Annotated in this window: 22 protein-coding genes and 1 other annotated feature; all 22 genes read left to right on the forward strand. The window is 44.7% G+C overall.

All coding sequences use genetic code 11. The features are described from left to right. Position 1: 1 nt before the first annotated feature. The 22 genes from ftsW to SporoP37_RS14280 all read left to right on the forward strand — a co-directional run bounded on the left by ftsW (position 2) and on the right by SporoP37_RS14280 (position 20,943). Positions 2 to 1,090, forward strand: coding sequence for a putative lipid II flippase FtsW (gene ftsW / locus SporoP37_RS14160; RefSeq protein WP_081244281.1), 1,089 nt, complete (start codon positions 2 to 4; stop codon positions 1,088 to 1,090). Positions 1,091 to 1,104: 14 nt separating this feature from the next. Continuing rightward, positions 1,105 to 1,989 (forward strand): cell division protein FtsQ/DivIB, encoded by an 885-nt coding sequence (locus tag SporoP37_RS14165; protein ID WP_158233585.1) that lies wholly within the window; start codon positions 1,105 to 1,107, stop codon positions 1,987 to 1,989. Beyond that, positions 1,964 to 2,689 (forward strand): DUF881 domain-containing protein, encoded by a 726-nt coding sequence (locus SporoP37_RS14170; protein ID WP_231293258.1) that lies wholly within the window; start codon positions 1,964 to 1,966, stop codon positions 2,687 to 2,689. Before SporoP37_RS14165 ends, SporoP37_RS14170 begins: the two co-directional genes overlap by 26 nt. A gap of 96 nt (positions 2,690 to 2,785) precedes the next feature. Next, positions 2,786 to 3,424, forward strand: coding sequence for a DUF881 domain-containing protein (locus SporoP37_RS14175; RefSeq protein WP_158233584.1), 639 nt, complete (start codon positions 2,786 to 2,788; stop codon positions 3,422 to 3,424). Positions 3,425 to 3,431: 7 nt separating this feature from the next. Next, the gene (locus SporoP37_RS14180; RefSeq protein ID WP_081244285.1) at positions 3,432 to 3,797 is read left to right on the forward strand and encodes a small basic family protein; all 366 of its coding nucleotides are present in this window, start codon (positions 3,432 to 3,434) and stop codon (positions 3,795 to 3,797) included. Positions 3,798 to 3,897: 100 nt separating this feature from the next. Then, a complete protein-coding gene (gene ftsA, locus SporoP37_RS14185) occupies positions 3,898 to 5,184 on the forward strand; it encodes a cell division protein FtsA (protein ID WP_081244286.1) in 1,287 nt (428 codons plus the stop codon). A gap of 46 nt (positions 5,185 to 5,230) precedes the next feature. Continuing rightward, complete coding sequence (ftsZ, locus tag SporoP37_RS14190) at positions 5,231 to 6,400, forward strand: cell division protein FtsZ (RefSeq protein ID WP_081244287.1); 1,170 nt, start codon at positions 5,231 to 5,233, stop codon at positions 6,398 to 6,400. Between the two features lie 182 nt (positions 6,401 to 6,582). Continuing rightward, on the forward strand, positions 6,583 to 7,431 hold the full coding sequence (locus SporoP37_RS14195) for a sigma-E processing peptidase SpoIIGA (protein WP_085431297.1): 849 nt from the start codon (positions 6,583 to 6,585) through the stop codon (positions 7,429 to 7,431). Beyond that, on the forward strand, positions 7,425 to 8,135 hold the full coding sequence (sigE, locus tag SporoP37_RS14200; protein WP_085431298.1) for an RNA polymerase sporulation sigma factor SigE: 711 nt from the start codon (positions 7,425 to 7,427) through the stop codon (positions 8,133 to 8,135). Before SporoP37_RS14195 ends, sigE begins: the two co-directional genes overlap by 7 nt. A 104-nt stretch (positions 8,136 to 8,239) precedes the next feature. Beyond that, complete coding sequence (gene sigG, locus SporoP37_RS14205) at positions 8,240 to 9,028, forward strand: RNA polymerase sporulation sigma factor SigG (RefSeq protein ID WP_081244290.1); 789 nt, start codon at positions 8,240 to 8,242, stop codon at positions 9,026 to 9,028. Between the two features lie 838 nt (positions 9,029 to 9,866). After that, positions 9,867 to 10,112 carry a PRC-barrel domain-containing protein gene (locus SporoP37_RS14220; RefSeq protein WP_158233583.1) on the forward strand — a complete coding sequence of 82 codons (246 nt, stop codon included), beginning with the start codon at positions 9,867 to 9,869 and terminating at the stop codon, positions 10,110 to 10,112. Between the two features lie 48 nt (positions 10,113 to 10,160). After that, positions 10,161 to 10,871 (forward strand): YggS family pyridoxal phosphate-dependent enzyme, encoded by a 711-nt coding sequence (locus SporoP37_RS14225; protein ID WP_081244294.1) that lies wholly within the window; start codon positions 10,161 to 10,163, stop codon positions 10,869 to 10,871. Continuing rightward, complete coding sequence (locus tag SporoP37_RS14230; protein ID WP_081244295.1) at positions 10,868 to 11,353, forward strand: cell division protein SepF; 486 nt, start codon at positions 10,868 to 10,870, stop codon at positions 11,351 to 11,353. The genes SporoP37_RS14225 and SporoP37_RS14230 overlap by 4 nt, the downstream gene beginning before the upstream one ends. A 76-nt stretch (positions 11,354 to 11,429) precedes the next feature. Then, positions 11,430 to 11,720, forward strand: coding sequence for a YggT family protein (locus SporoP37_RS14235; protein WP_081244296.1), 291 nt, complete (start codon positions 11,430 to 11,432; stop codon positions 11,718 to 11,720). Between the two features lie 69 nt (positions 11,721 to 11,789). Further along, positions 11,790 to 12,566 (forward strand): YlmH family RNA-binding protein, encoded by a 777-nt coding sequence (locus SporoP37_RS14240; RefSeq protein WP_081244297.1) that lies wholly within the window; start codon positions 11,790 to 11,792, stop codon positions 12,564 to 12,566. A gap of 99 nt (positions 12,567 to 12,665) precedes the next feature. After that, entirely contained in the window at positions 12,666 to 13,232 is a 567-nt protein-coding gene (locus SporoP37_RS14245; protein WP_085431300.1) for a DivIVA domain-containing protein, read from the forward strand. Between the two features lie 43 nt (positions 13,233 to 13,275). Continuing rightward, positions 13,276 to 13,490 (forward strand) — a binding site (T-box leader). A gap of 143 nt (positions 13,491 to 13,633) precedes the next feature. Further along, entirely contained in the window at positions 13,634 to 16,393 is a 2,760-nt protein-coding gene (gene ileS / locus SporoP37_RS14255; RefSeq protein ID WP_085431301.1) for an isoleucine--tRNA ligase, read from the forward strand. A gap of 136 nt (positions 16,394 to 16,529) precedes the next feature. Further along, positions 16,530 to 17,012, forward strand: coding sequence for a signal peptidase II (gene lspA, locus SporoP37_RS14260; RefSeq protein WP_085431302.1), 483 nt, complete (start codon positions 16,530 to 16,532; stop codon positions 17,010 to 17,012). Continuing rightward, entirely contained in the window at positions 17,012 to 17,917 is a 906-nt protein-coding gene (locus SporoP37_RS14265; protein WP_081244302.1) for an RluA family pseudouridine synthase, read from the forward strand. Before lspA ends, SporoP37_RS14265 begins: the two co-directional genes overlap by 1 nt. 227 nt (positions 17,918 to 18,144) lie before the next feature. Continuing rightward, the gene (pyrR, locus tag SporoP37_RS14270; RefSeq protein WP_085431303.1) at positions 18,145 to 18,693 is read left to right on the forward strand and encodes a bifunctional pyr operon transcriptional regulator/uracil phosphoribosyltransferase PyrR; all 549 of its coding nucleotides are present in this window, start codon (positions 18,145 to 18,147) and stop codon (positions 18,691 to 18,693) included. A 21-nt stretch (positions 18,694 to 18,714) separates the two neighbouring features. Then, a complete protein-coding gene (locus SporoP37_RS14275) occupies positions 18,715 to 20,001 on the forward strand; it encodes a uracil-xanthine permease family protein (RefSeq protein WP_081244304.1) in 1,287 nt (428 codons plus the stop codon). A gap of 63 nt (positions 20,002 to 20,064) precedes the next feature. After that, positions 20,065 to 20,943, forward strand: coding sequence for an aspartate carbamoyltransferase catalytic subunit (locus SporoP37_RS14280; RefSeq protein WP_085431304.1), 879 nt, complete (start codon positions 20,065 to 20,067; stop codon positions 20,941 to 20,943). Position 20,944 lies beyond the last annotated feature (1 nt).

The following is a 20,944-nucleotide window of genomic DNA, read 5'->3' on the forward strand; positions in this document are numbered from 1 at the left end:
GATGCGAACGCTGGAAAGAACCTACCGTATAGTCTTTTTGACAGCCGCTTTACTTTTGTCGCTGATCGGGTTGGTATTTGTGCAATCGGCAGGATCGTATTGGGGGGAAGTGCATTACCAGGATTCCTCCCCCTTCATCGTCAAGCAAGGCATTTACATGATTATTTCATTAAGTGTCGCTTACGTGCTGGTGAAGAGTCCATTAACTTCACATCCGAAGTTTTGGACGTATTGCTACATCGCTTCCATTGTGATGCTCGTGGCAGTTTTGATTCCTGGCATCGGGGCGGTGCGTAACGGTTCCCAAAGCTGGATCACACTCGGTCCGGTCAGTTTGCAGCCCGCCGAGTTTGTAAAAGTCGCGTTACTTGGGAAATTGGCAAGCAGTATGAAGAAACACAAAGGAAAGTCATGGCAATGGCAGCATTTTGCACTCATCTTGCTGCCGGCGGCGTTGATTATGATGCAGCCTGACCTGGGATCAGCCGTCATCATGATTGTTTCTGCTTTTGTCATCCTGTTTCTGGCAGGTTATCCGCTGTCATTCTTTATATTTCTTATCGTATCCGGAGTTGCTGCTTTTATCGGGCTCATCTTGGCTGCACCGTATCGCCTGGATCGGATCAAGTCCTATATTGACCCGTGGAATGACCCGCTCGGTACGGGTTTTCAAAGTATCCAGTCGTTGTTTGCCATTGCCCCCGGAGGATTATTCGGACATGGCTTCGGCAACAGCCGGCAAAAGTTCCTGTACTTGCCCGAACCGCAAAACGATTTTATATTTTCCATCATTGCAGAAGAAATCGGATTTATAGGTGCGGCATCCATCGTCGTGCTGTTCATTCTGTTATTTGCTTCGGCATTTGGTATCGCGATTCGTCTCGGTAACTGGAACTCATTTTTAATAGTCACCGGTATGGTGTCCATGATTACTTTTCAAACATTTTTAAATATGGGAGTCGTATCAGGTTTGCTGCCTGTAACAGGAGTGACGCTGCCTTTTATCAGTTACGGGGGATCTTCGCTGTTAACCACGTGGCTGGCTGTCGGAACAATCCTGCACTACTCTGCGAATAAAAGGGCAGGATGAAGGGAGAACAGGATATGGATAAAATAATTGATATTGAAGACCGAATTCCCTCGATGCGTAAAAAGCGAAGAAGAAGAGCTAATATCAGCTTCCTGATTCTAGTCGTGATATTCGTTCTTGTTCTTCTGGCCTTGCTGTATTTCCAATCCTCATTAAGCGATGTGTCGGATATATCAATTAATGAGACTATTTTACATGACAGTGAGGAATATATAGATCAGAGCGGATTATATAAAGGACAGTCGCTATGGGGATTCCGCACAAAAGACATTGAAAATAACATAATGAAAATCCCTGGCGTGAAGGAAGTGAGCGTCAAAAGGGATTTTTATCATGATGTGTCGATAACCGTAACGGAATGGGAGCCGGTTGCTTATATAGAAAATAAGACGCGATATGACCTGCTCCTGGAGAATGGGGAGCGCATCGAAACTGGTGATCCAGAAATCCTTTCACATGCCCCAATTCTGTCTGGGTTTACCGATGCGGATGTAACAGAACGGATGATTGACCAGCTTCAGAAGATGGACAGTTCCGTTTTCGAGCTGCTGTCAGAACTTCATTTTGCAGGACAGGAAAAAATAGATGTTTTTATGAACGATGGATATGAAGTGCACGCTGTTATTTCAGGCTTTGCGGAAAAAATGTCTTATTATCCGGATATTATCGCACAATTGCCGAAAGATGAAAAAGGTGTGCTGGATATCGAGATTGGCGTGTATTTTAAAAAATACTCGGATTATTATAAAGAGCCCGAGCCTGTAAAAGTCGAAATTCCTCAGATTGACGAAAAGACCGATGAAAAGACAGACGAAAAAACTGATGAAGAACAGGCGCCGCCTGTCGAAATGGAACGGAAAGAGGAGGGAGAAAGTGGGCAAGGGACTGAAGAAAACTAGGGAAAAACGAGGCAAGCAGTTAGTGTTCTCTGTCGTCTTTCTAGTACTGGGCTTCATGCTTGCATTTTCTTACCGGACAATCGGCAGTAAGCAACAAGTGCTGGATCCTGAACAATCCAGTATATTTCTTCAGGAAGAACGATATCGTGAAGATTTAATTGAGCAGCAGGAACGCAATAAAGAATTGACCGGCGAATTACTTGAAAAACAAAAACGGGTACATGATTTCGAACAGGAGTTTTCCGACAAAGAAAAAAAACATGCGGTTCTTGTAGAAAAAGCACGTGATTTACGATTATTGCTGGGCTTTGTTCCTTCAGAGGGAGAAGGCGTCAAAGTGACACTTGAAGATGCGGATTATGACCCATCGGTTCAAAATCCAAATGATTATATCGTTCATGAGAGTCATGTCTTGCGCGTCATTAATGAATTGAAAATCGCAGGTGCACAAGGAATGACCATCAATGGGCAGCGGATTAATTCGAATTCGTACATAAAATGTACAGGCCCTGTTATTATGATTGATGGCAGAACCTTTCCGGCACCTTTTATTATAGAAGCAGTTGGGGATCCGAAAGTGCTGTCACCGGCACTGCATCTGAAAGGCAGTGTCATTGACGGATTGCAAAGGGATAACATTGTCGTCACAGTAGAGGAAATGAAGGAAATTCAACTGCCTGCGATTCGTGACGAAGTATGATGGATTGTGGGGGGTAGAGTGAAACGGAACACACACTGGAAGTTCACTTTGATTCTCGGTATAGTAGGGTTTGTATTAGCGTTACAATATAATTCTATGAATACCACATCAACACGTGATACACGAGATTTGTGGGCGATCCGTAAAGAATTGTCCAATGAAAAGAAAATTCACTCTGAACTGTTGGAAGAAATCAGGGAAATAGATCAAACACTTGCATCCTATACTGCATCGCCTGAGGCAAACGCAGCTGAAGTGCTGCAAAACACACTGGACAAGCTGTATAAACAAGCTGGATTCATGCCAATTACCGGACCGGGATTTGTAATCGAAGTAGCCCCGTCCCCAGAGTCTATTGCGTTCGGTTATGACATAGAACCTGTTTCATCTGAATTGCTGGCCTGGTTTATTAATGTGATCAATCAGCACCAAGGGAACGAGCTGGAAATTGACGGCAAACGTTTCACTACACTGAGTTGGATCCGGGACGTCAACGGCAATCTGACTGTCAGCGGAGAAATCGTTTCCACACCGCCGTTTAACATAAAAGTCGTTTCTCCAACGATGGAAGACAGTGAAAAGCTGTATAATTTATTATTGACAACTACAATCCAGGATGAATTCTATCTAGATGACTTAGTTTTGTCAATTAGTGAACCAACGGACCGTATTACGTTAGAGGGCTGGACCGGCGGTTTTGAAAACCAATTTTTAAAAGAACAAACAAAGGAGTAATGACAATATGTGGCTACCCTTACTTGGGCTCCTCCTTGGCATTTCACTAGGTTTGCTCTCGGATATACAGATCCCGCAGGTGTATAATAATTATTTAACTATTGCGATTCTCGCTGCATTTGATACACTATTTGGTGGAATCAGAGCCTATCTGCAGCAAGTATACGACGACCAGATTTTCGTCACAGGATTTTTCTTTAACTTGCTTTTGGCAGCGGGACTTGCTTTCCTTGGTGTACATTTAGGCGTAGATTTATATTTGGCGGCTGTCTTTACGTTTGGTGTACGATTATTCCAAAACATTGCTGTCATCCGCAGAATCTTGCTGACAAAATGGACGTCCAGAAACAAAAATCCTAATACAAATGCCTGAAAGTAAATTTTTTTAGAAGAGGGTGTTGAAAATATTTAGACAAAGCAGTCATAATACAATAGAATGGAAGTTACTAGTTACATTAAGGAGGTGTCAATAATTGAGTAAATCAAATCATTACGTATCACTAGATATAGGATCGTCCACAATTAAAGTCTTAATTGGTGAGATGGATCAAAATGCCCTGCACGTAATTGGCGTGGGGAATGTACAATCAGCCGGAATCCGCAAAGGCACAATTATTGATATTGATGCCACTGTACAATCGATCCGTAAAGCGATTGAACAGGCTGAACGAATGACAGGCCTGAAAATTGAAGAAGTAGTTCTTGGCATCCCGGCGAACGGCGTCCAGTTCCAAAACGTCAAAGGCGTGGTGGCTGTGAACTCCGAAAATCGTGAAATTACTGATGACGATTTAGAAAGAGTAATGAAATCATCGCAAGTGATGAATGTTCCGCCGGAAAGAGAATTCGTCAATTTAGTGCCTAAGCAGTTCATTGTAGATGATTATGATGAAATTACTGATCCCCGTGGTATGATGGGTGTCAGATTGGAAATGGATGCAACGTTAATCACGACATCCAAAACACAACTACATAACATTTTACGATGTGTAGAAAAAGCCGGTTTACAAATTCGCGAAATTTATTTGCAGCCGCTGGCGGCAGGTACATTCGCATTATCTGAAGATGAAATGTATCATGGAACTGCTTTCATCGATATTGGCGGAGGGTCCACTACGGTATCTGTATTTGCCGAAAACCGTTTGATCAGTACGTCTGTATTGCCTGTAGGCGGCGACCATATTACAAAAGATTTATCGATTGTACTAAAAACACCGACAGAACAGGCAAGAATGATTAAACATCAGTATGGACATGCCTATTATGAAGATGCTTCAGACGAAGAGCTGTTTGAAGTGCCGGTAGTGGGATCAGACGCGAAAGATCAGTATAGCCAGCGCTATATTTCTGATGTAATCGGTTCACGTCTGGAAGAATTATTTGAATTAATTTTAGAAGACTTGTATGCAACGGGTATCCGTGACCTGCCGGGCGGAATCGTCATTACAGGAGGAACGGCTAAACTTGACGGAATTCTGCAGTTAGCCCGAGATGTCTTCAAAACCAGAGCCAGACTGTACACGCCTGAATATATAGGTGTTCGTGAGCCGATGTATTCTACTGCGGTTGGCTTGATTCGCTATGCGTATATGGAAGATGTATTCTTTGGATATGAAGAAGATCAAGTCGGTTCACCTCAAGCAAATGACTCCATTTATGAAGTTGCTGAACCTGCGGCTAAACCGGTTAAACCGAAAAAAGAAAAAAGTCAAGGTTTCATGAAACGCGCTAAAAAAGTATTCGACAATTTCTTTGAGTAAAATCTTGACAGATGGAAATTGCAGATAATTAAGAGGAGGAAAATCAATGCTTGAATTTGAGACGAATATAGATTCTTTAGCAGTAATTAAAGTTATTGGAGTGGGCGGCGGCGGAAATAATGCGGTCAACCGTATGATCGAACATGGAGTGCAGGGTGTGGAGTTTATTGCGGTAAACACTGACGCTCAGGCATTGCAGTTATCATCGGCTGAAGTAAAGCTGCAAATCGGTGAAAAGCTTACAAGAGGACTCGGTGCGGGGGCAAATCCTGAAGTAGGCAAAAAAGCAGCAGAAGAAAGTAAAGAACAAATTGAAGAAGCACTGCGCGGAGCGGACATGGTATTCGTTACAGCGGGGATGGGCGGCGGAACGGGTACGGGTGCAGCACCGGTAATCGCTCAAATCGCCAAAGATATCGGCGCATTGACAGTAGGGGTTGTTACGCGCCCATTCACGTTTGAAGGAAGAAAGAGATCTACTTCAGCGGCAGGCGGCATTGCCAGCATGAAAGAAGCAATCGACACGCTGATTGTCATTCCAAACGACAAATTGCTGGAGATTGTTGACAAGAACACACCAATGCTGGAAGCGTTCAGAGAGGCAGACAACGTATTACGTCAGGGTGTTCAAGGTATCTCCGATTTGATCGCGGTACCTGGATTGATCAACCTCGACTTTGCCGATGTGAAAACAATTATGTACAACAAAGGTTCTGCATTGATGGGTATCGGTATGTCCACTGGAGAAAACCGTGCGGCAGAAGCTGCGAAAAAAGCTATTTCCAGTCCATTGCTTGAAACATCGATCGATGGAGCAAAAGGCGTTCTGATGAATATTACAGGCGGCTCTAACCTGAGCTTGTTTGAAGTGCAGGAAGCAGCAGATATCGTTGCCACTGCGTCAGATGAAAACGTCAATATGATTTTCGGTTCTGTGATCAATGATGATCTCAAAGACGAGATCATTGTCACAGTTATCGCAACAGGCTTTAACGAAGAGCTGCTTTCATCATCAAGACAAAGAGGCCCGGGCGTTACCGGCGGTGTGCGTCAGCAGCGTCCTGCCCAGCAGCAGCCGCCTGCTCAAAGCAGATATGAAGAGCAGCCGCGCTACGAGCAGCAGCCGGAGCCAAGACAGTCACAAACGAATCAGCACCAGCACGAAGAACAATTGGATATTCCAACGTTCTTGCGCAACCGTACACGCCGTAAATAATAGAAAAACCAAGCTTTCCGCTGAAGATTTTATTCTTCAGCGGAAAGCTTTTTTGTTTTCTCAATAATTGTGTTCTATTTTTGGATGCTCAAAAAAATGTCGAAGTTTTCATAGGAAACCATCCAAAGCCTGACAGGTTTTTCAGGACAGCCGTGCTAATCTGTTCGTAAGGAGGCCGGCATATGTATGGAGAACTGATGATAGGAATCAACATGCTCTTTAACTACGCCATCCTGTCATTCACAAATAAGGTTGGAAATCATCAGACAAGCAGAAGGAGGTTATGGGTCGCAGCATTTATTGGTGCCTTCTTTATTACATTGTTCCCGTATTCTCTGCCGGCGATGATTCTCACTTTTTTAGGGATGACGTATATCGCTTTCGGACAAACGTTCAGCAGCTGGAAGAGTTCAGTCCTTGCTGTACTAATTGCAGCGTTCTTTGCAGGGGGATTGCTGACTCTCGTCTACACACAAATCTCTATCAGCACGAATCCAAATTTCTTATTTGTTGCAATCGGTCTGACGTATCTCTCGTTATATATCGTCAAGCACAAATGGATTGATACCCGAATGGTGAGCAAGTTAATGAGTTTTACACATGAGTCGGAATTAACACTGTGGGGCAGGGTTATTCCGCTGAAAGTGTTTATTGACACAGGCAATCATTGCATAGAACCGTTGTCGGGAGATCCAGTCCATTTTATTGGGTATCAGGCAGTAAAAGAACATTTACCTAAAGATTTTGCCTCTGCTTTGGAAGCATGGCGCCCTGATCAAACCCCTGACTTAGCCGGTTTTCCTGCACCCCATCAAAAAAGTCTTCGGCTAATACGACTGCAAACCGTTCAAGGAGCTTCGTGGGCAGTCGGAATCAAGTATGACAGCTGGCTGGTGAATGGAGAAGCACTGCCTGCAGGCTATGCTGTCCTGACAAAAGAACGGCGCCAGTATCCGCAAGGCGCATCAGCCATTTTGCAAATGAGTGCGATGGAAATACTAAAAGAAGAAGGGAGAACGGCTGCATGTTAACAGAAGTGAAAAAATGGATTTCTTACATTATTGGCTTTTTTAGGAAAAAAGGCGGCGTATTTTATATCGGAGGACATGAATCGCTCCCGAAGCCGCTTGATAAAGAGACAGAAGCAAAAACCATACAGGCACTAATGAATGGAGATCCTGCTGCACGTGATACACTGATCGAAAAGAATTTGCGTCTTGTGGTCTATATTGCGAGACGTTTTGATAATACGAATACCAATATTGAAGATCTCATCAGCATCGGTACAATTGGACTGATCAAAGCCATTGAAACATTTAAAGCAGATAAGAATATTAAGCTGGCAACATACGCATCCCGCTGTATCGAAAATGAAATCTTGATGCATTTGCGCAAAACGAGCCGGATCCGTTCAGAAATTTCATTCGACGAGCCGTTAAACTCCGATGCAGACGGCAATGAACTGCTTCTGTCAGACATTCTGGGTACAGATGAAGATATTATTACAGACGATGTAGAGAAAAAAATGGAGCGCCAATATATGATTGAGGCCATCCGGAACTTGGATGAGAGAGAACGTTATATTATGGAGCAGCGATTCGGTCTCATGGGTACAAATGAAATGACGCAAAAAGAAGTAGCTGATTTGCTCGGTATTTCACAATCTTACATCTCAAGATTAGAAAAGAAAATTATATCAGAACTTCGTGACCGTCTGAATCAGCCGATTTCGTAACTGGACATATCGGCAGAAATTGGCGATTCGTGAAACCGCATATTCTAAAGAGTTGAGGACAAACTACTCATTACACTCACCTATAGAATGCGGAGGAAAAGCCAATGGTACGTACAAGGGTTGAAATTTGTGGAATCAATACGTCCGAGCTGCCATTATTGACCAGTGATGTGATGAAGGAAACTTTCATCCGGCTGCAAAGCGGCGACGAATTTGCCAGAGATGAATTGGTGTTTGCGAATTTGCGTCTCGTACTGAGTCTTGTTCAGCGCTTTAACTATCGCGGGGAACAGGCTGACGATTTATTCCAGGTTGGTTGTATTGGTTTGTTGAAAGCCATAGACAATTTTGATCTAAAACATAATGTCCGGTTTTCAACATATGCCGTGCCGATGATTATCGGTGAAATCAAACGGCATCTTCGTGATCATCATGCTGTCCGTGTTTCCAGATCTTTACGTGATATCGCCTATAAAGCCATCAGGGCAAAAGAACAATATGTTAACGAACATCAGCACGAACCCAGAATTTCTGATTTGGAGAAAATCACAGGCATTCCGGAAGAAGATATTCTCTTTGCGCTTGATGCGATACAAGATCCGATGTCTCTGCACGAGCCGATGAACAGTGACGGCGGAGATCCGATCTATATGATGGATCAGCTGCATGACCAGAGAGTATCAGAAGACCGCTGGATGAACTATGTTTCCATTAAGGATAAGATGGGCGAGCTGGATGAACGCCAGCAGCTTATCGTCTCTAAACGATTTTACCTCGGTCAGACGCAGACTGAAATCGCCAAGGAGCTAGGGATATCACAGGCACAAATCTCAAGAATAGAGAAGCATGCGATGGAACAGATTCGGCTTGGGATTGAGCAGAAAAATAGTTAATAGCGATTGACTTTACTAAGACTGTCCTCCATGTAAAAGTGGTAGGGCAGTTTTTGTTTTGTTGATGGAGAGTGTTAGGGAGACTTGAAAGCACCGCTGCACTGCGTTCCTCTTGTTGCAGTTTTTTACGTGGTGTTTGGCTGTTCTTTGATTTGTAAATTCCCCCGGCCGCTCATAAACCCTCCGTAAGCGATCATAGCAGCCCCGCAAGCGCTCTATGCGTGCCGGCGACCGCTCATAACTTTCAGCAGGCGCTCAATGGGGCTGTGCAAGCGCTCATACTGGTCCGTTATCCGCTCATTGACTACTAAGAGGATGGAAATGAAAACGGTAAGGCACCGCTGCACTGCGTTCCAGACGGACGCGTTCGGCAGGGCCCGCGCCGTGCCAACCAGGTCGCCTGGGCTCCCTTTGGCTGTCTCGCCTGTCGTGCTGATCCACCCCGAGTCGCCGTCTTCCATTCCGTTTCACTTGTAACGCTTTTAGAGTGGTGTTTGGCTGTGCATTGATTTGTAAATTCTCCCGGCCGCTCATAAATCCTCCGTAAGCGATCATAACATCCCCGCAAGCGCTCTATGCATGCCGGCGACCGCTCATAACTTCCGTCAAGCGCTCAATGACCCTGTGCAAGCGCTCATACTTGCTCCATAAGCGCTCATAAAGCTATTTACTTCTATTCCCATCTTGAACTTTACAAAAAAACTCGATTTATCAATAATGATTAGTTCCAACAAAGTCTCTGACTGCTCCAGCCCGTCATTTTCATTGGTTATGAAGACAGTTTTCTGCGTTCTCATTAAAACCGCCTATGCATAGTATGAAAGAAGGAGGGGAAACTATGCGTTTTTCCAGCTTGCAGAAAAAAGAAGTTATTGAACTTAAAAAGGGATCGTTTCTCGGGTTTGTTCAGGATGCGACGATTGATATCAAAAACGGCAGGATTGCACAGCTTCATATAGGGGAACTTGAGCGCTCGTTCTTCTCTGAAGGCAAATCTAAAGGTGTGCAGAAAGTCAGTTATGAAGACGTCATGACGATTGGAAAAGATATTATCCTGATCCAGAATAAACCGCTGAATAAATGACTTATCGTTGATATATGATTCCCCGCTTGATACAATGAAGCAAAGACAATGAAAAGTAGTGATATTGTGGAACAAGTAAAACAACGATTAGCAACTATACAAAAACAAATAAATACAGCATGTGAAATGTCTCAGCGCAATCCGGAAGACATTACGATTATTGCAGTTACCAAACAGGTGTCACCTTCCAGAGCGCAGTCTCTGCTCGATATCGGCATAAAAGACTTAGGTGAAAACCGTCTGGAAGGGCTCCTTGAAAAGCAGGAAGCGATTACAGATTCAGCAAATTGGCATTTCATTGGAAACTTGCAGACGCGTAAAGTGAAGGACCTGATTGATACGATTGACTGTCTTCATTCGCTCGATCGCCTGAGCCTTGCGAAAGAAGTGAACAAGCGGGCTAGCCGGCCGCTGGATTGTTTTGTACAAGTCAATGTCTCAGGAGAGGAATCTAAATCGGGAATTACGCCGGAAGAAGCGGATGTATTCTTTGAGCAGCTGGCAGTTTATGAGAATGTTCATGTGATTGGATTAATGACGATGGCGCCGAACACAGAGGACGAGTCCGTGCTTCGCGGTGTATTCCAGTCGCTGCGTGAACTGCGTGACCGGATCGCAGCGAAGAAGCTGCCGTATGCGCCATGTACGAAATTATCCATGGGCATGTCCAATGATTTTGCAATTGCGATAGAAGAAGGAGCAACCCATATACGTATCGGCACAGCATTGGCCGGATCAGAAAGAGAGGAAATTGAATGAGCCTCAAAAAACGATTAGAAAAGATGTTTTGGGTATCGGAAGAAGAAGTTGTTCATCAGCCTCAACCACAGAGTAAACCAAAAAAAGCGGAGCACGCTCTTGCCCGTAAAGAGATGAAGAAGCTAGGCGGAAAGAAACGGGCATTCAATTCACGTGTGCAGCCTGGCCAGCAGCAAACTTCAGCGCAAGCTCCGGTCATCAGTTTACAAAGTCTCCAAAAGTCATCGAAAGTCATCTTACTCGAGCCGCGGTCTTATGCGGAAGTGGAAGACATTGCAGAACACCTGAAAAACCGGCGTTCCGTTGTGGTTAATCTGCAGCAGGTGGAACGGGATCAGGGATTTCGCATCATCGATTTCTTGAGTGGGACAGTTTACGCGCTTGGCGGAGATATTCAGCGAATCGGAGCAGATATATTCCTATGTGCACCAGACAACGTAGAAGTAGCCGGCAAGATAACAGAATTCTTATCCGAGCAGTAAAGAAGGAAGGCTACACAGCTTAAAACTTCCAGTTAAACGGAAGATGAACAATTTTGAATGAGGTGTACAAGTAATTATGATCGCATTATTAAATAACGCTTATTTATTGATTTCAGGCGCGCTGCAAATTTTTTCAATTCTGTTAGTCATTTATATTTTGATGTCGTGGGTCCCGTCAACGAGAGAAACGAAATTTGGTCAGATGTTAGCCAAAATAGCGGAACCATATTTAGGGTTTTTCCGTAAGTTCATTCCGCCATTCGGCATGATTGATTTTTCACCTATCGTAGCTTTGCTTGCTCTGCAATTAATTAGCAGGGGAATCGGCCAAATTTATTTAATGCTGTTTCAGGCATTGGTTTACTGAGCATACTCTTAACAGAAAACGGAAATCCTCACAGGGTGAGGATTTTTTTGTATAAGGAGAATAAAAATAATGGATTCGATGTTTCAGCATTTCCGTAAAGAGGAACAGCCTTTTATAGAAAAAGTGAATAGCTGGGTGAAAGAAGTTGAGGATACGTATGCGCCAAAATTAACGGAATTTTTGGATCCGCGCCAGCGCTTCATTACAGAATCGATTGTCAGAAATTCCGACTTGACATTGACGGCGGAAGGAGGATTTCACGGTGCAGAGCGTCAGCGTGTGTTAATTTATCCCGATTATTACACACCGGCAGCAGATGATTTTCAGATCAGTATCTATCAGGTGAATTATCCGCAAAAATTTGTCACGCTGAAACATTCTCAATTGCTGGGGTCACTTCTGTCAATCGGCATTGAACGGTCGAGGTTCGGGGATATCGAATTGACGGAAGAAGCAGTGCAATTTGCAGTTGCGTCAGAAGTGTCTGAATATATTCACGTGAACTTTACTCAAGTTGGTAAAGTGAAGGTTTCCGTGGAGCCTGTATTGAACTCTGAAGATTTCATTGATGCAAAAGAAGAGTGGGCAGAAGAGCTGCATATTATCAGTTCACTGCGTCTGGATACTGTGGTTGCAGCACTGACGAACAGTTCAAGAGCGAAAGCGTCATCCCTTATCAAAGGTGAAAAAGTGAAAGTGAATTGGGCGATGATCGATCAGCAGGCATTCGAAGTAGAAGAGTACGATGTGCTGTCGGTCAGGGGATTTGGCCGTTTCAGAATCATGAGCATCGAAGGGCGTACGAGAAAAGATAAAATCCGTGTAATGATCGGGGCGTTAGTCTAAATAGAATCCTTGATAATTTCAGAAAAGTAGTGTTTAATCAAGTAGTATAGATGATTACAATGCAAGTTGATACAGCATACTGAAAGGAGAAAGCGTATTATGGCTTTAACCCCTACGGATATACATAATAAAACGTTTAACACAAAGTTTCGCGGCTACGATGAAGATGAAGTCAATGAGTTCCTTGAGCAGCTCATGAAAGATTATGAAAACGTCCTGAAAAAAAATGAAGAACTAGAAAAAAAGGTTGCAGATCACGAAGTAAAGATCAGTCATTTCAATATGATTGAAGAAACGATGCAAAAGTCCATTTTGATTGCACAGGAAGCTGCGGAAGATGTTCGTAAAAATTCTGTTCAGGAATCTAAGTTAATTATTTCGGAAGCAGAAAAAAATGCGGATCGTCTGATTAATGACGCACTGTCCCAGGCGAGAAAAATTGCACTGGAAGTAGAAGTGCTGAAAAAGCAGTCCAAAGTTTTCAAGAGCCGTTTTAAGATGATGGTCGAAGCGCAGCTGGATATGATCAACACAGAAGACTGGGACGAGCTGATGAAGTATGAGCTTGATACGTCCAGTGTAGAAAATGTGGCAGAGCAAGAATTAGACATACCCGATGTGGACAGTCTGGATGAAGTGAAACCTGAGAAAGTGGAAGAGGCTTGACAACTTCCGAACACATTTTTTATAATGACAACTAAATCGTTATAATGAAGCGTTGAAGGAAAGAGTACTTACTGACTTTACCCAAAGCGAGCCGGGGATGGTGAAAGCCCGGCGGAGAAGCAGCAAGGAAAATCACTCCTGAGCTGGACTTTGTTTTATGCGGAGCCCCGGTTACACTGCCGTTACCAGTGTCTAAGCGGCAATTGTGTATGCAATTGCAAGTAGGGTGGTACCGCGAGAATAAGCCTCGTCCCTTTTTGGGATGGGGTTTTTTGTTTATTAAAAAAGCAGCAGACAGCGTTCGTGTTCAACGGGCCATGGAGTTTAGAAACGGCCCAAGCCTGACGTTGCTCTTCAAACACAGCACGATTGAAACTCACATAATTTAAGGAGGAATTACAATGGAATATAAAGATACATTACTAATGCCGAAAACAGACTTCCCAATGCGCGGAAACTTGCCGAATAACGAACCGAAGATGCAGGAAGAATGGAACGAGAAAAATATTTATCAGAAAGTACAGGAGCGCACAGCAGGCCGTCCGTTTTTCGTGCTGCATGACGGCCCGCCATACGCAAATGGTGATTTGCATATGGGCCACGCACTCAACAAAATATTAAAAGACTTTATTATCCGTTATAAATCCATGTCAGGATTCCATGCGCCATATGTTCCGGGATGGGATACGCACGGTCTGCCGATCGAGCAGGCTTTGGTCAATAAAGGGGTCGACCGCAAGAAAATGAGCACTGCGGAATTCCGTAAAATGTGTGAAGAGTATGCGCTTAATCAAATCGATAACCAGCGTACGCAGTTCAAACGTCTCGGTGTCCGCGGAGACTGGGATAATCCGTATATCACATTGAAGCCTGAATTTGAATCCCGTCAGATTCAAGTATTTGGCGAGATGGCAAAAAAGGGATATATCTACAAAGGTCTGAAGCCGGTGTACTGGTCACCGTCAAGTGAATCTGCATTGGCTGAAGCAGAAATTGAATATCAAGATAAAAAGTCTCCGTCGATTTATGTCAGCTTCCTGATCCGGGACGGAAAAGGTGTGCTGGATGAAGATGTAAAATTCCTAATCTGGACAACAACTCCTTGGACAATTCCGGCAAACTTGGGAATTTCCGTACATCCTGCATTCACTTATGCAGTTGTGAAAGTGAATGGCGAGAAATTTGTGGCAGCAAAGGACTTAGTGGAATATTTAGCAAAAGAATTAGAATGGGAAGACTATTCTATTGAGAAAGAAGTACAGGGTGCTGATCTTGACCGAATTGCAGCAAGACACCCATTCTATGACCGGGATTCACTGGTTATGCTTGGCGAACACGTTACGGCTGATGCAGGTACTGGCTGTGTACACACGGCGCCTGGGCATGGTGAAGATGACTTCTACGTATCAAAGGCGTATGGAATCGATGCATTATCTCCAATCAATGATCGCGGTGTTATGACGGAAGAAGCACCATACTTCGAAGGATTGTTCTATGAAGATGCGAATAAAGCGGTAACCGAGAAGCTGAAAGAAGTCGGGGCACTTCAAAAGCTGTCGTTCTTCACTCACTCTTATCCGCATGACTGGCGCACAAAGAAACCTGTGATCTTCCGCGCCACAGCACAGTGGTTCGCTTCGATTGAATTATTCAGAAGTGATCTGCTGGAAGCGATCCGCAATACAAAATTCACGCCATCTTGGGGTGAAACACGTCTGTACAATATGGTCCGTGACCGGGGCGACTGGTGTATTTCCCGTCAGCGGGTATGGGGAGTTCCGATTCCGGTCTTCTATGCGGAAAACGGCGAAGCAATTCTGACAGATGAAACGATCAGCCATGTGGCGGACCTGTTCCGTGAGAACGGATCGAATATCTGGTTTGAGCGTTCTGCCAAAGAGCTATTGCCTGAAGGCTTCACGCATGAAGGAAGTCCAAACGGCGAGTTTACGAAAGAGACGGACATCATGGACGTCTGGTTTGACTCCGGTACGACGCATCAGGGTGTACTTGAGGAGCGGGATGATCTGCGGTACCCGGCCGATTTATACCTTGAAGGATCTGACCAATACCGCGGATGGTTCAACTCTTCATTGACGACAAGCGTAGCGATCAACGGTATTGCACCGTATAAAGGTGTTTTGAGCCACGGCTTTACATTAGATAAAGACGGCCGCAAGATGAGTAAATCTTTAGGTAATGTAATCGTTCCGGCAAAAGTCATCAATCAGCTGGGCGCCGATATTGTGCGTCTATGGGTATCGTCTGTTGACTATACAGCAGACGTACGTGTATCCGATTCAAACTTCAAACAGGTTTCGGAAGTATACCGGAAGATTCGGAACACAGTACGCTTCCTGCACGGTAACGTGGCGGACTTTAACCCGTCGGCAAACCGTGTGGCTTTCGATGATATGCGTCCAGTCGATCAATACGTCTATGTGAAGCTTCAAGATTTGATTGAAGAAGTGCTAACTGCGTATGAGCAGTATGAATTCCCGGTTGTTTACCATGCGATCAATAATTTCTGTACGGGTGTACTCAGCTCATTCTACTTGGATATCGCAAAAGACGTAGTGTACATTGAAGCTGCGGATCACCCGCATCGGCGCGCGATGCAATCAGTGATGTACGATACACTGATCACAATGGTGAAGCTGATCACACCCATCTTGCCGCATACTGCAGATGAGATGTGGACGAACCTTGCTTTTGAAGAAGCGGAAAGTGTCCAGTTGACGGATATGCCGGAAGCTGATCAAAAAGGCGAAGCGGCAGACAAACTTCGTGAACGTTTCGACAACTTGATGGATATCCGTGATGATGTCTTAAAAGCGCTGGAAGAAGCACGAAATGCAAAAGTAATCGGTAAGTCACTGGAAGCCAAAGTGACAGTCGTATTACCTGAAGCTGAGCGCGGTATTCTGGAAGCTGAAGACATTGATTTTGCACAATTCTTTATCGTTTCTGCGTTTGAAGAAAGCGCGGATGAAGGATTGCCTAATGCTTTGAAACTGGATCGGGCAACGGTTCTGGTTGAACCTGCTGAAGGCGAAAAATGTGAACGCTGCTGGACGATCTCCAAGACAGTTGGAGAAGATACAGCTCATCCGACATTGTGCACACGATGCGCAACTGTTGTGAAAGAGAACTATGCGTAAGCAATCCTGATGCGCAGCCATCATTATCCCTGGATGATGATGGCTGCTTTTTTTACATGACAGGACCGGTAAATGCAATGAAGGGTACATTTTGTGGTAAACTAAAGAAGAAATTTGCCGGACGGAGGGTAATGAAGTGATCGTTTATTATGCAGTGGCTGTACTGGTCATCGGCCTGGATCAGCTGACAAAATGGCTGGTTGTAAAAAATATGGAGTTGGGGGAACATATCTCTGTTCTGGATCCTTATATTGCGCTGCTGTCTCACCGTAACCGCGGTGCGGCCTGGGGCATGCTTGAAGGAAAGATGTGGCTGTTCTTCATCGTAACGATTGTCGTAGTAGGAGCTATTATTTATTTTTTCCATACAGAAGGAAAGAAAGATCGGCTGTTAGGCATCAGTCTGATGCTGCTGCTCGGCGGTGCGATCGGGAACTTTATCGACCGGCTGCTAAGAGGAGAAGTAGTAGATTTCATCAGTGTCTTAATTCCTGTTATTAATTATGATTTTCCGATATTTAATGTGGCAGATGCCGCACTGACTATAGCTGTCGCACTCATTCTGCTGCATGTGCTGCTAGATGAGAAAAAGAAAAAGAAAAAGAAAAAGGTGTCGTAATGGAAAGATTTGAATATGAAATTACAGAAGAACAAACCGGTAATCGGATCGACAAGGCGATAGCTGTCCTGCAGCCTGACTGGTCGCGCACCCAAATCCAATTATGGGTGAAAGAAGAGCGTGTAAAAGTAAACGGCAGTTCAGTCAAATCGAATTATAAAGTGAAGACAGGAGATATCGTGGCTGTCGAGCAGCCTGAAGCAGAAGCGTATGACGTGGAGCCTGAAAATCTGAATGTAGAGATTGTCTACGAAGATCAGGATGTGTTAATTGTCAATAAGCCGGTCGGAATGGTAGTTCATCCGTCGCCCGGTCATCTAAGCGGCACGCTTGTCAATGGGTTAATGTATCAGATTACAGATTTGTCAGGTATTAATGGTGTAATGCGTCCCGGCATTGTTCATCGAATTGATAAAGACACATCAGGTTTATTGATGGTAGCGAAAAATGATAAAGCCCATGTCTCGCTCGTTAATCAGCTCGTTGCCAAATCAGTCACCCGTGTCTATACGGCCCTGGTTCACGGACATATTCCGCATGATAACGGAACAATTGATGCGCCAATCGGACGGGATAAACGTGATCGTCAGAGAATGGCGGTTGTCGATGACGGCAAACATGCTGTGACGCACTTTAAAGTATTGGAACGTTTCGGAACCTATACATTGGTGGAGTGCCGGCTGGAAACAGGCAGAACCCATCAGATCCGCGTGCATATGAAATATATCGGCCATCCGCTTGTAGGTGATCCGAAATATGGTCCAAGGAAAACCATTGATTTCGGTGGACAAGTATTGCATGCGGGAACAATTGGATTTCAGCATCCTGTAACGGATGAGTATCTGGAGTTTACCGCACCCCTGCCGGAAAGTTATCAAAAATTATTAAATGAATTACGTGCCTAATATGCATTGACAAACTCTTAGGGTAAGATGTATACTCTATAAAGCAATTGAATAGCGATACCTTTAAAGTCAGTCCAGAGAGGCTGGGAAGGTTGCACGGAATTACATGATGGCCTGCTGCGGCAGGAATCGATGTATGCTTTTTTCTGCACGTCTGCCCTCCGGTCTCTTCTGACCGGAGGGTTTTTTTATGAATAAAAGATGGAATCGAAAGGGGATTCATTGATATGGCTGAAAAAGCAGCAATACTGGATGAGCAAGCTATCGGACGGGCCGTCACACGTATTGCACATGAGATTATTGAAAAGAACAGAGGCATCGATCAGTGTATTTTGGTCGGCATTAAAACAAGAGGCGCAATATTGGCTAAACGGCTGTCAGACAAAATCGAACAAATTGAAGGCAAACCCATTAAAACGGGCGAGCTGGACATCACATTGTACCGGGACGATCTTCAATTAAAGCATCAGCAGGGAGAAGCATTTGTACAGCAAGTGAATATCGAACATGACGTGGCGAATCAGAAAGTTATCCTTGTAGATGATGTCCTCTATACAGGCAGAACCGTACGGGCGGCATTGGATGCCATCATGGATCTCGGCAGACCTTCTTCCATTCAGCTGGCAGTTCTTGTCGACAGGGGGCACCGTGAACTGCCGATTCGGCCCGATTTTGTAGGAAAGAACATTCCGACTTCGAGCGATGAACGGGTTGTTGTCAGCATGATAGAAACAGACGACCGCGACGGCGTGGCTATTCATACACGCACACTATAAGCAGCTGGGGGAAACAGACAGATGAACGGTAAAGTATTAGATGTACATGAAAAACCTCAGCCGGGGCGCTGGGTGATATTAAGTTTACAGCATATGTTCGCTATGTTCGGCGCAACAATTTTAGTTCCGCAGCTGGTAGGCCTGAGCCCGGCTATCGCGCTTTTAACAAGCGGAATAGCAACAATCATATTCATTCTCGTTACGAAGTTCCAAGTTCCAGCGTATCTCGGCTCTTCATTCGCCTTTATCGTCCCGATCCAGATGGCGACACAGACGGGCGGCATCGGCAGTGCGATGATCGGAAGCATGTTCGTAGCTCTTGTGTATGCACTTGTCTCGCTGCTGATTTATAAGACCGGATATAAATGGATTATGAAATTATTACCGCCGATTGTAGTCGGACCGGTCATCATGGTCATCGGATTGGCACTTGCGCCGACTGCGGTCAATATGGCAAGCATGATTACGGTCGGTGAAGAAGAAATATACAGCGGATTGCATTTTTCCGCTGCTCTTGTCACACTCGGGTCCGCAGTGTTCTGCCTGATGTTCTTTAAAGGGATTATCAGCCTGATGCCGGTTCTGATAGGCATTATCGTTGGCTACATCTACTCCGCCTTCGTAGGAATCCTCGATTTCACAAAGGTGGCAGAAGCGGAATGGTTTGCTGTACCGGAGATGCTGATTCCGGGAATTGATTACGAGTTTGCCGTCACTCCGACATTGCTCATTATTATGGTGCCAATAGCAATCGTCACCATTTCTGAACATATAGGGCATCAGTTAGTACTGGGGAAAGTGGTGGAACGAAATTATATTGAAAACCCAGGATTGCACAGATCACTGCTTGGTGATGGTTTGGGCACACTGATCAGCGGAATGGTCGGAGGACCGCCAAAAACTACCTATGGAGAAAACATCGGTGTCCTCGCGATTACAAAAGTATACAGTGTGTACGTTATTTTAGGAGCAGCAGTATTCGCCATTATGTTTTCTTTCGTAGGGAAAGTCATGGCACTCATTGCAACGATTCCTGCAGCAGTACTGGGCGGAATCTCCATCCTGTTATTCGGAATCATCGCATCATCGGGAATTCGTATGCTGATTGACCATAAAATTGATTTTGATAACCAGCGGAATCTGGTGATCGCATCCATCATTTTAGTCATCGGCATTGGCGGCGCAACCATTAACATCAGCCCTACGTTCCAAGTGGGCGGAATGGCGCTTGCGGCAATCGTCGGCGTCTTGCTGAATCTGGTGCTGCCGGGTAAAACAAACGACACATTAATGGATGAGGAAGAATAAAAAACAGATGGAATACAGCAGTACCAATAGCAGTGCCTGCACTTCGTGAAGGGGGAACATCCGATGGAACATTTAGTTTCAATGAAAGACCTGACAGTTGAAGAAATTATGCTCATACTTGACCGGGCAACAATTTTCAAGCGGCTGGGCTTCCGTGAATTACCGGGTACTTACACCGTAAGTAACTTGTTTTTTGAACCGAGCACCAGAACGAAAACTAGCTTTGAAATGGCGGAACGAAAAGTAGGCGCGCAAATCATCCCGTTTGAAACGAGTTTTTCCAGCACTCTAAAAGGGGAAACTTTATATGATACGATTAGAACATTGGAAGCAATTGGGTTGGATGCACTTGTGATCCGTCATCCTTCCGATGGCTTCTATGAAGAATTAATCGAACGGACAAACGTTGCCATCATCAATGCAGGCGACGGATCAGGTCAGCACCCTACGCAGTCTCTGCTGGACCTGTTCACCATACAGGAAGAATTCGGCAGATTTGAAGGGTTGAAGGTTCTGATTGCGGGAGATATTGCCCACAGCCGGGTAGCCCGTTCAAATGCAGAAGCTTTGCGAAAACTTGGTGCAGAAGTCACCTTCCTTTGCCCGCCTGAATGGGCAGGAGAATTTGACAGTGTGGATAATTGGGACGAGGTTATTGAAACGAGCGATGTAGTCATGCTTCTGCGCGTACAGCACGAGCGTCACAATACAGAAATGGCGTATACGAAAGCTGCCTATCACGAGCAATACGGTCTGACCGTAGAGCGTGCAGCCAAGATGAAAAAAGGCGCAATCATTATGCACCCTGCTCCGGTAAACCGGGACGTGGAAATAGCAGATTGTTTAATAGAAAGTCCGCAATCACGTATTTTTAAACAGGTAGAAAACGGCGTCTATATTCGGGCGGCTGTTCTAGAACTTATTTTGAAGGGACGGAAGTAAT

The organism is Sporosarcina sp. P37, assembly GCF_002109365.1.
GTDB lineage: Bacteria > Bacillota > Bacilli > Bacillales_A > Planococcaceae > Sporosarcina.

Coding starts and splice junctions, on each gene's coding strand:
- SporoP37_RS14195 (WP_085431297.1), top strand. CDS start 6,583: ATGTATGGAGAACTGATGATAGGAATCAACATGCTCTTTAACTACGCC.
- SporoP37_RS14220 (WP_158233583.1), top strand. CDS start 9,867: ATGCGTTTTTCCAGCTTGCAGAAAAAAGAAGTTATTGAACTTAAAAAG.
- SporoP37_RS14240 (WP_081244297.1), top strand. CDS start 11,790: ATGGATTCGATGTTTCAGCATTTCCGTAAAGAGGAACAGCCTTTTATA.
- SporoP37_RS14280 (WP_085431304.1), top strand. CDS start 20,065: ATGGAACATTTAGTTTCAATGAAAGACCTGACAGTTGAAGAAATTATG.
- SporoP37_RS14165 (WP_158233585.1), top strand. CDS start 1,105: ATGGATAAAATAATTGATATTGAAGACCGAATTCCCTCGATGCGTAAA.
- sigG (WP_081244290.1), top strand. CDS start 8,240: ATGGTACGTACAAGGGTTGAAATTTGTGGAATCAATACGTCCGAGCTG.
- SporoP37_RS14175 (WP_158233584.1), top strand. CDS start 2,786: ATGAATACCACATCAACACGTGATACACGAGATTTGTGGGCGATCCGT.
- SporoP37_RS14275 (WP_081244304.1), top strand. CDS start 18,715: ATGAACGGTAAAGTATTAGATGTACATGAAAAACCTCAGCCGGGGCGC.
- ileS (WP_085431301.1), top strand. CDS start 13,634: ATGGAATATAAAGATACATTACTAATGCCGAAAACAGACTTCCCAATG.
- SporoP37_RS14245 (WP_085431300.1), top strand. CDS start 12,666: ATGGCTTTAACCCCTACGGATATACATAATAAAACGTTTAACACAAAG.
- SporoP37_RS14235 (WP_081244296.1), top strand. CDS start 11,430: ATGATCGCATTATTAAATAACGCTTATTTATTGATTTCAGGCGCGCTG.
- ftsZ (WP_081244287.1), top strand. CDS start 5,231: ATGCTTGAATTTGAGACGAATATAGATTCTTTAGCAGTAATTAAAGTT.
- ftsW (WP_081244281.1), top strand. CDS start 2: ATGCGAACGCTGGAAAGAACCTACCGTATAGTCTTTTTGACAGCCGCT.
- sigE (WP_085431298.1), top strand. CDS start 7,425: ATGTTAACAGAAGTGAAAAAATGGATTTCTTACATTATTGGCTTTTTT.
- SporoP37_RS14225 (WP_081244294.1), top strand. CDS start 10,161: ATGAAAAGTAGTGATATTGTGGAACAAGTAAAACAACGATTAGCAACT.
- SporoP37_RS14230 (WP_081244295.1), top strand. CDS start 10,868: ATGAGCCTCAAAAAACGATTAGAAAAGATGTTTTGGGTATCGGAAGAA.
- pyrR (WP_085431303.1), top strand. CDS start 18,145: ATGGCTGAAAAAGCAGCAATACTGGATGAGCAAGCTATCGGACGGGCC.
- SporoP37_RS14265 (WP_081244302.1), top strand. CDS start 17,012: ATGGAAAGATTTGAATATGAAATTACAGAAGAACAAACCGGTAATCGG.
- SporoP37_RS14180 (WP_081244285.1), top strand. CDS start 3,432: ATGTGGCTACCCTTACTTGGGCTCCTCCTTGGCATTTCACTAGGTTTG.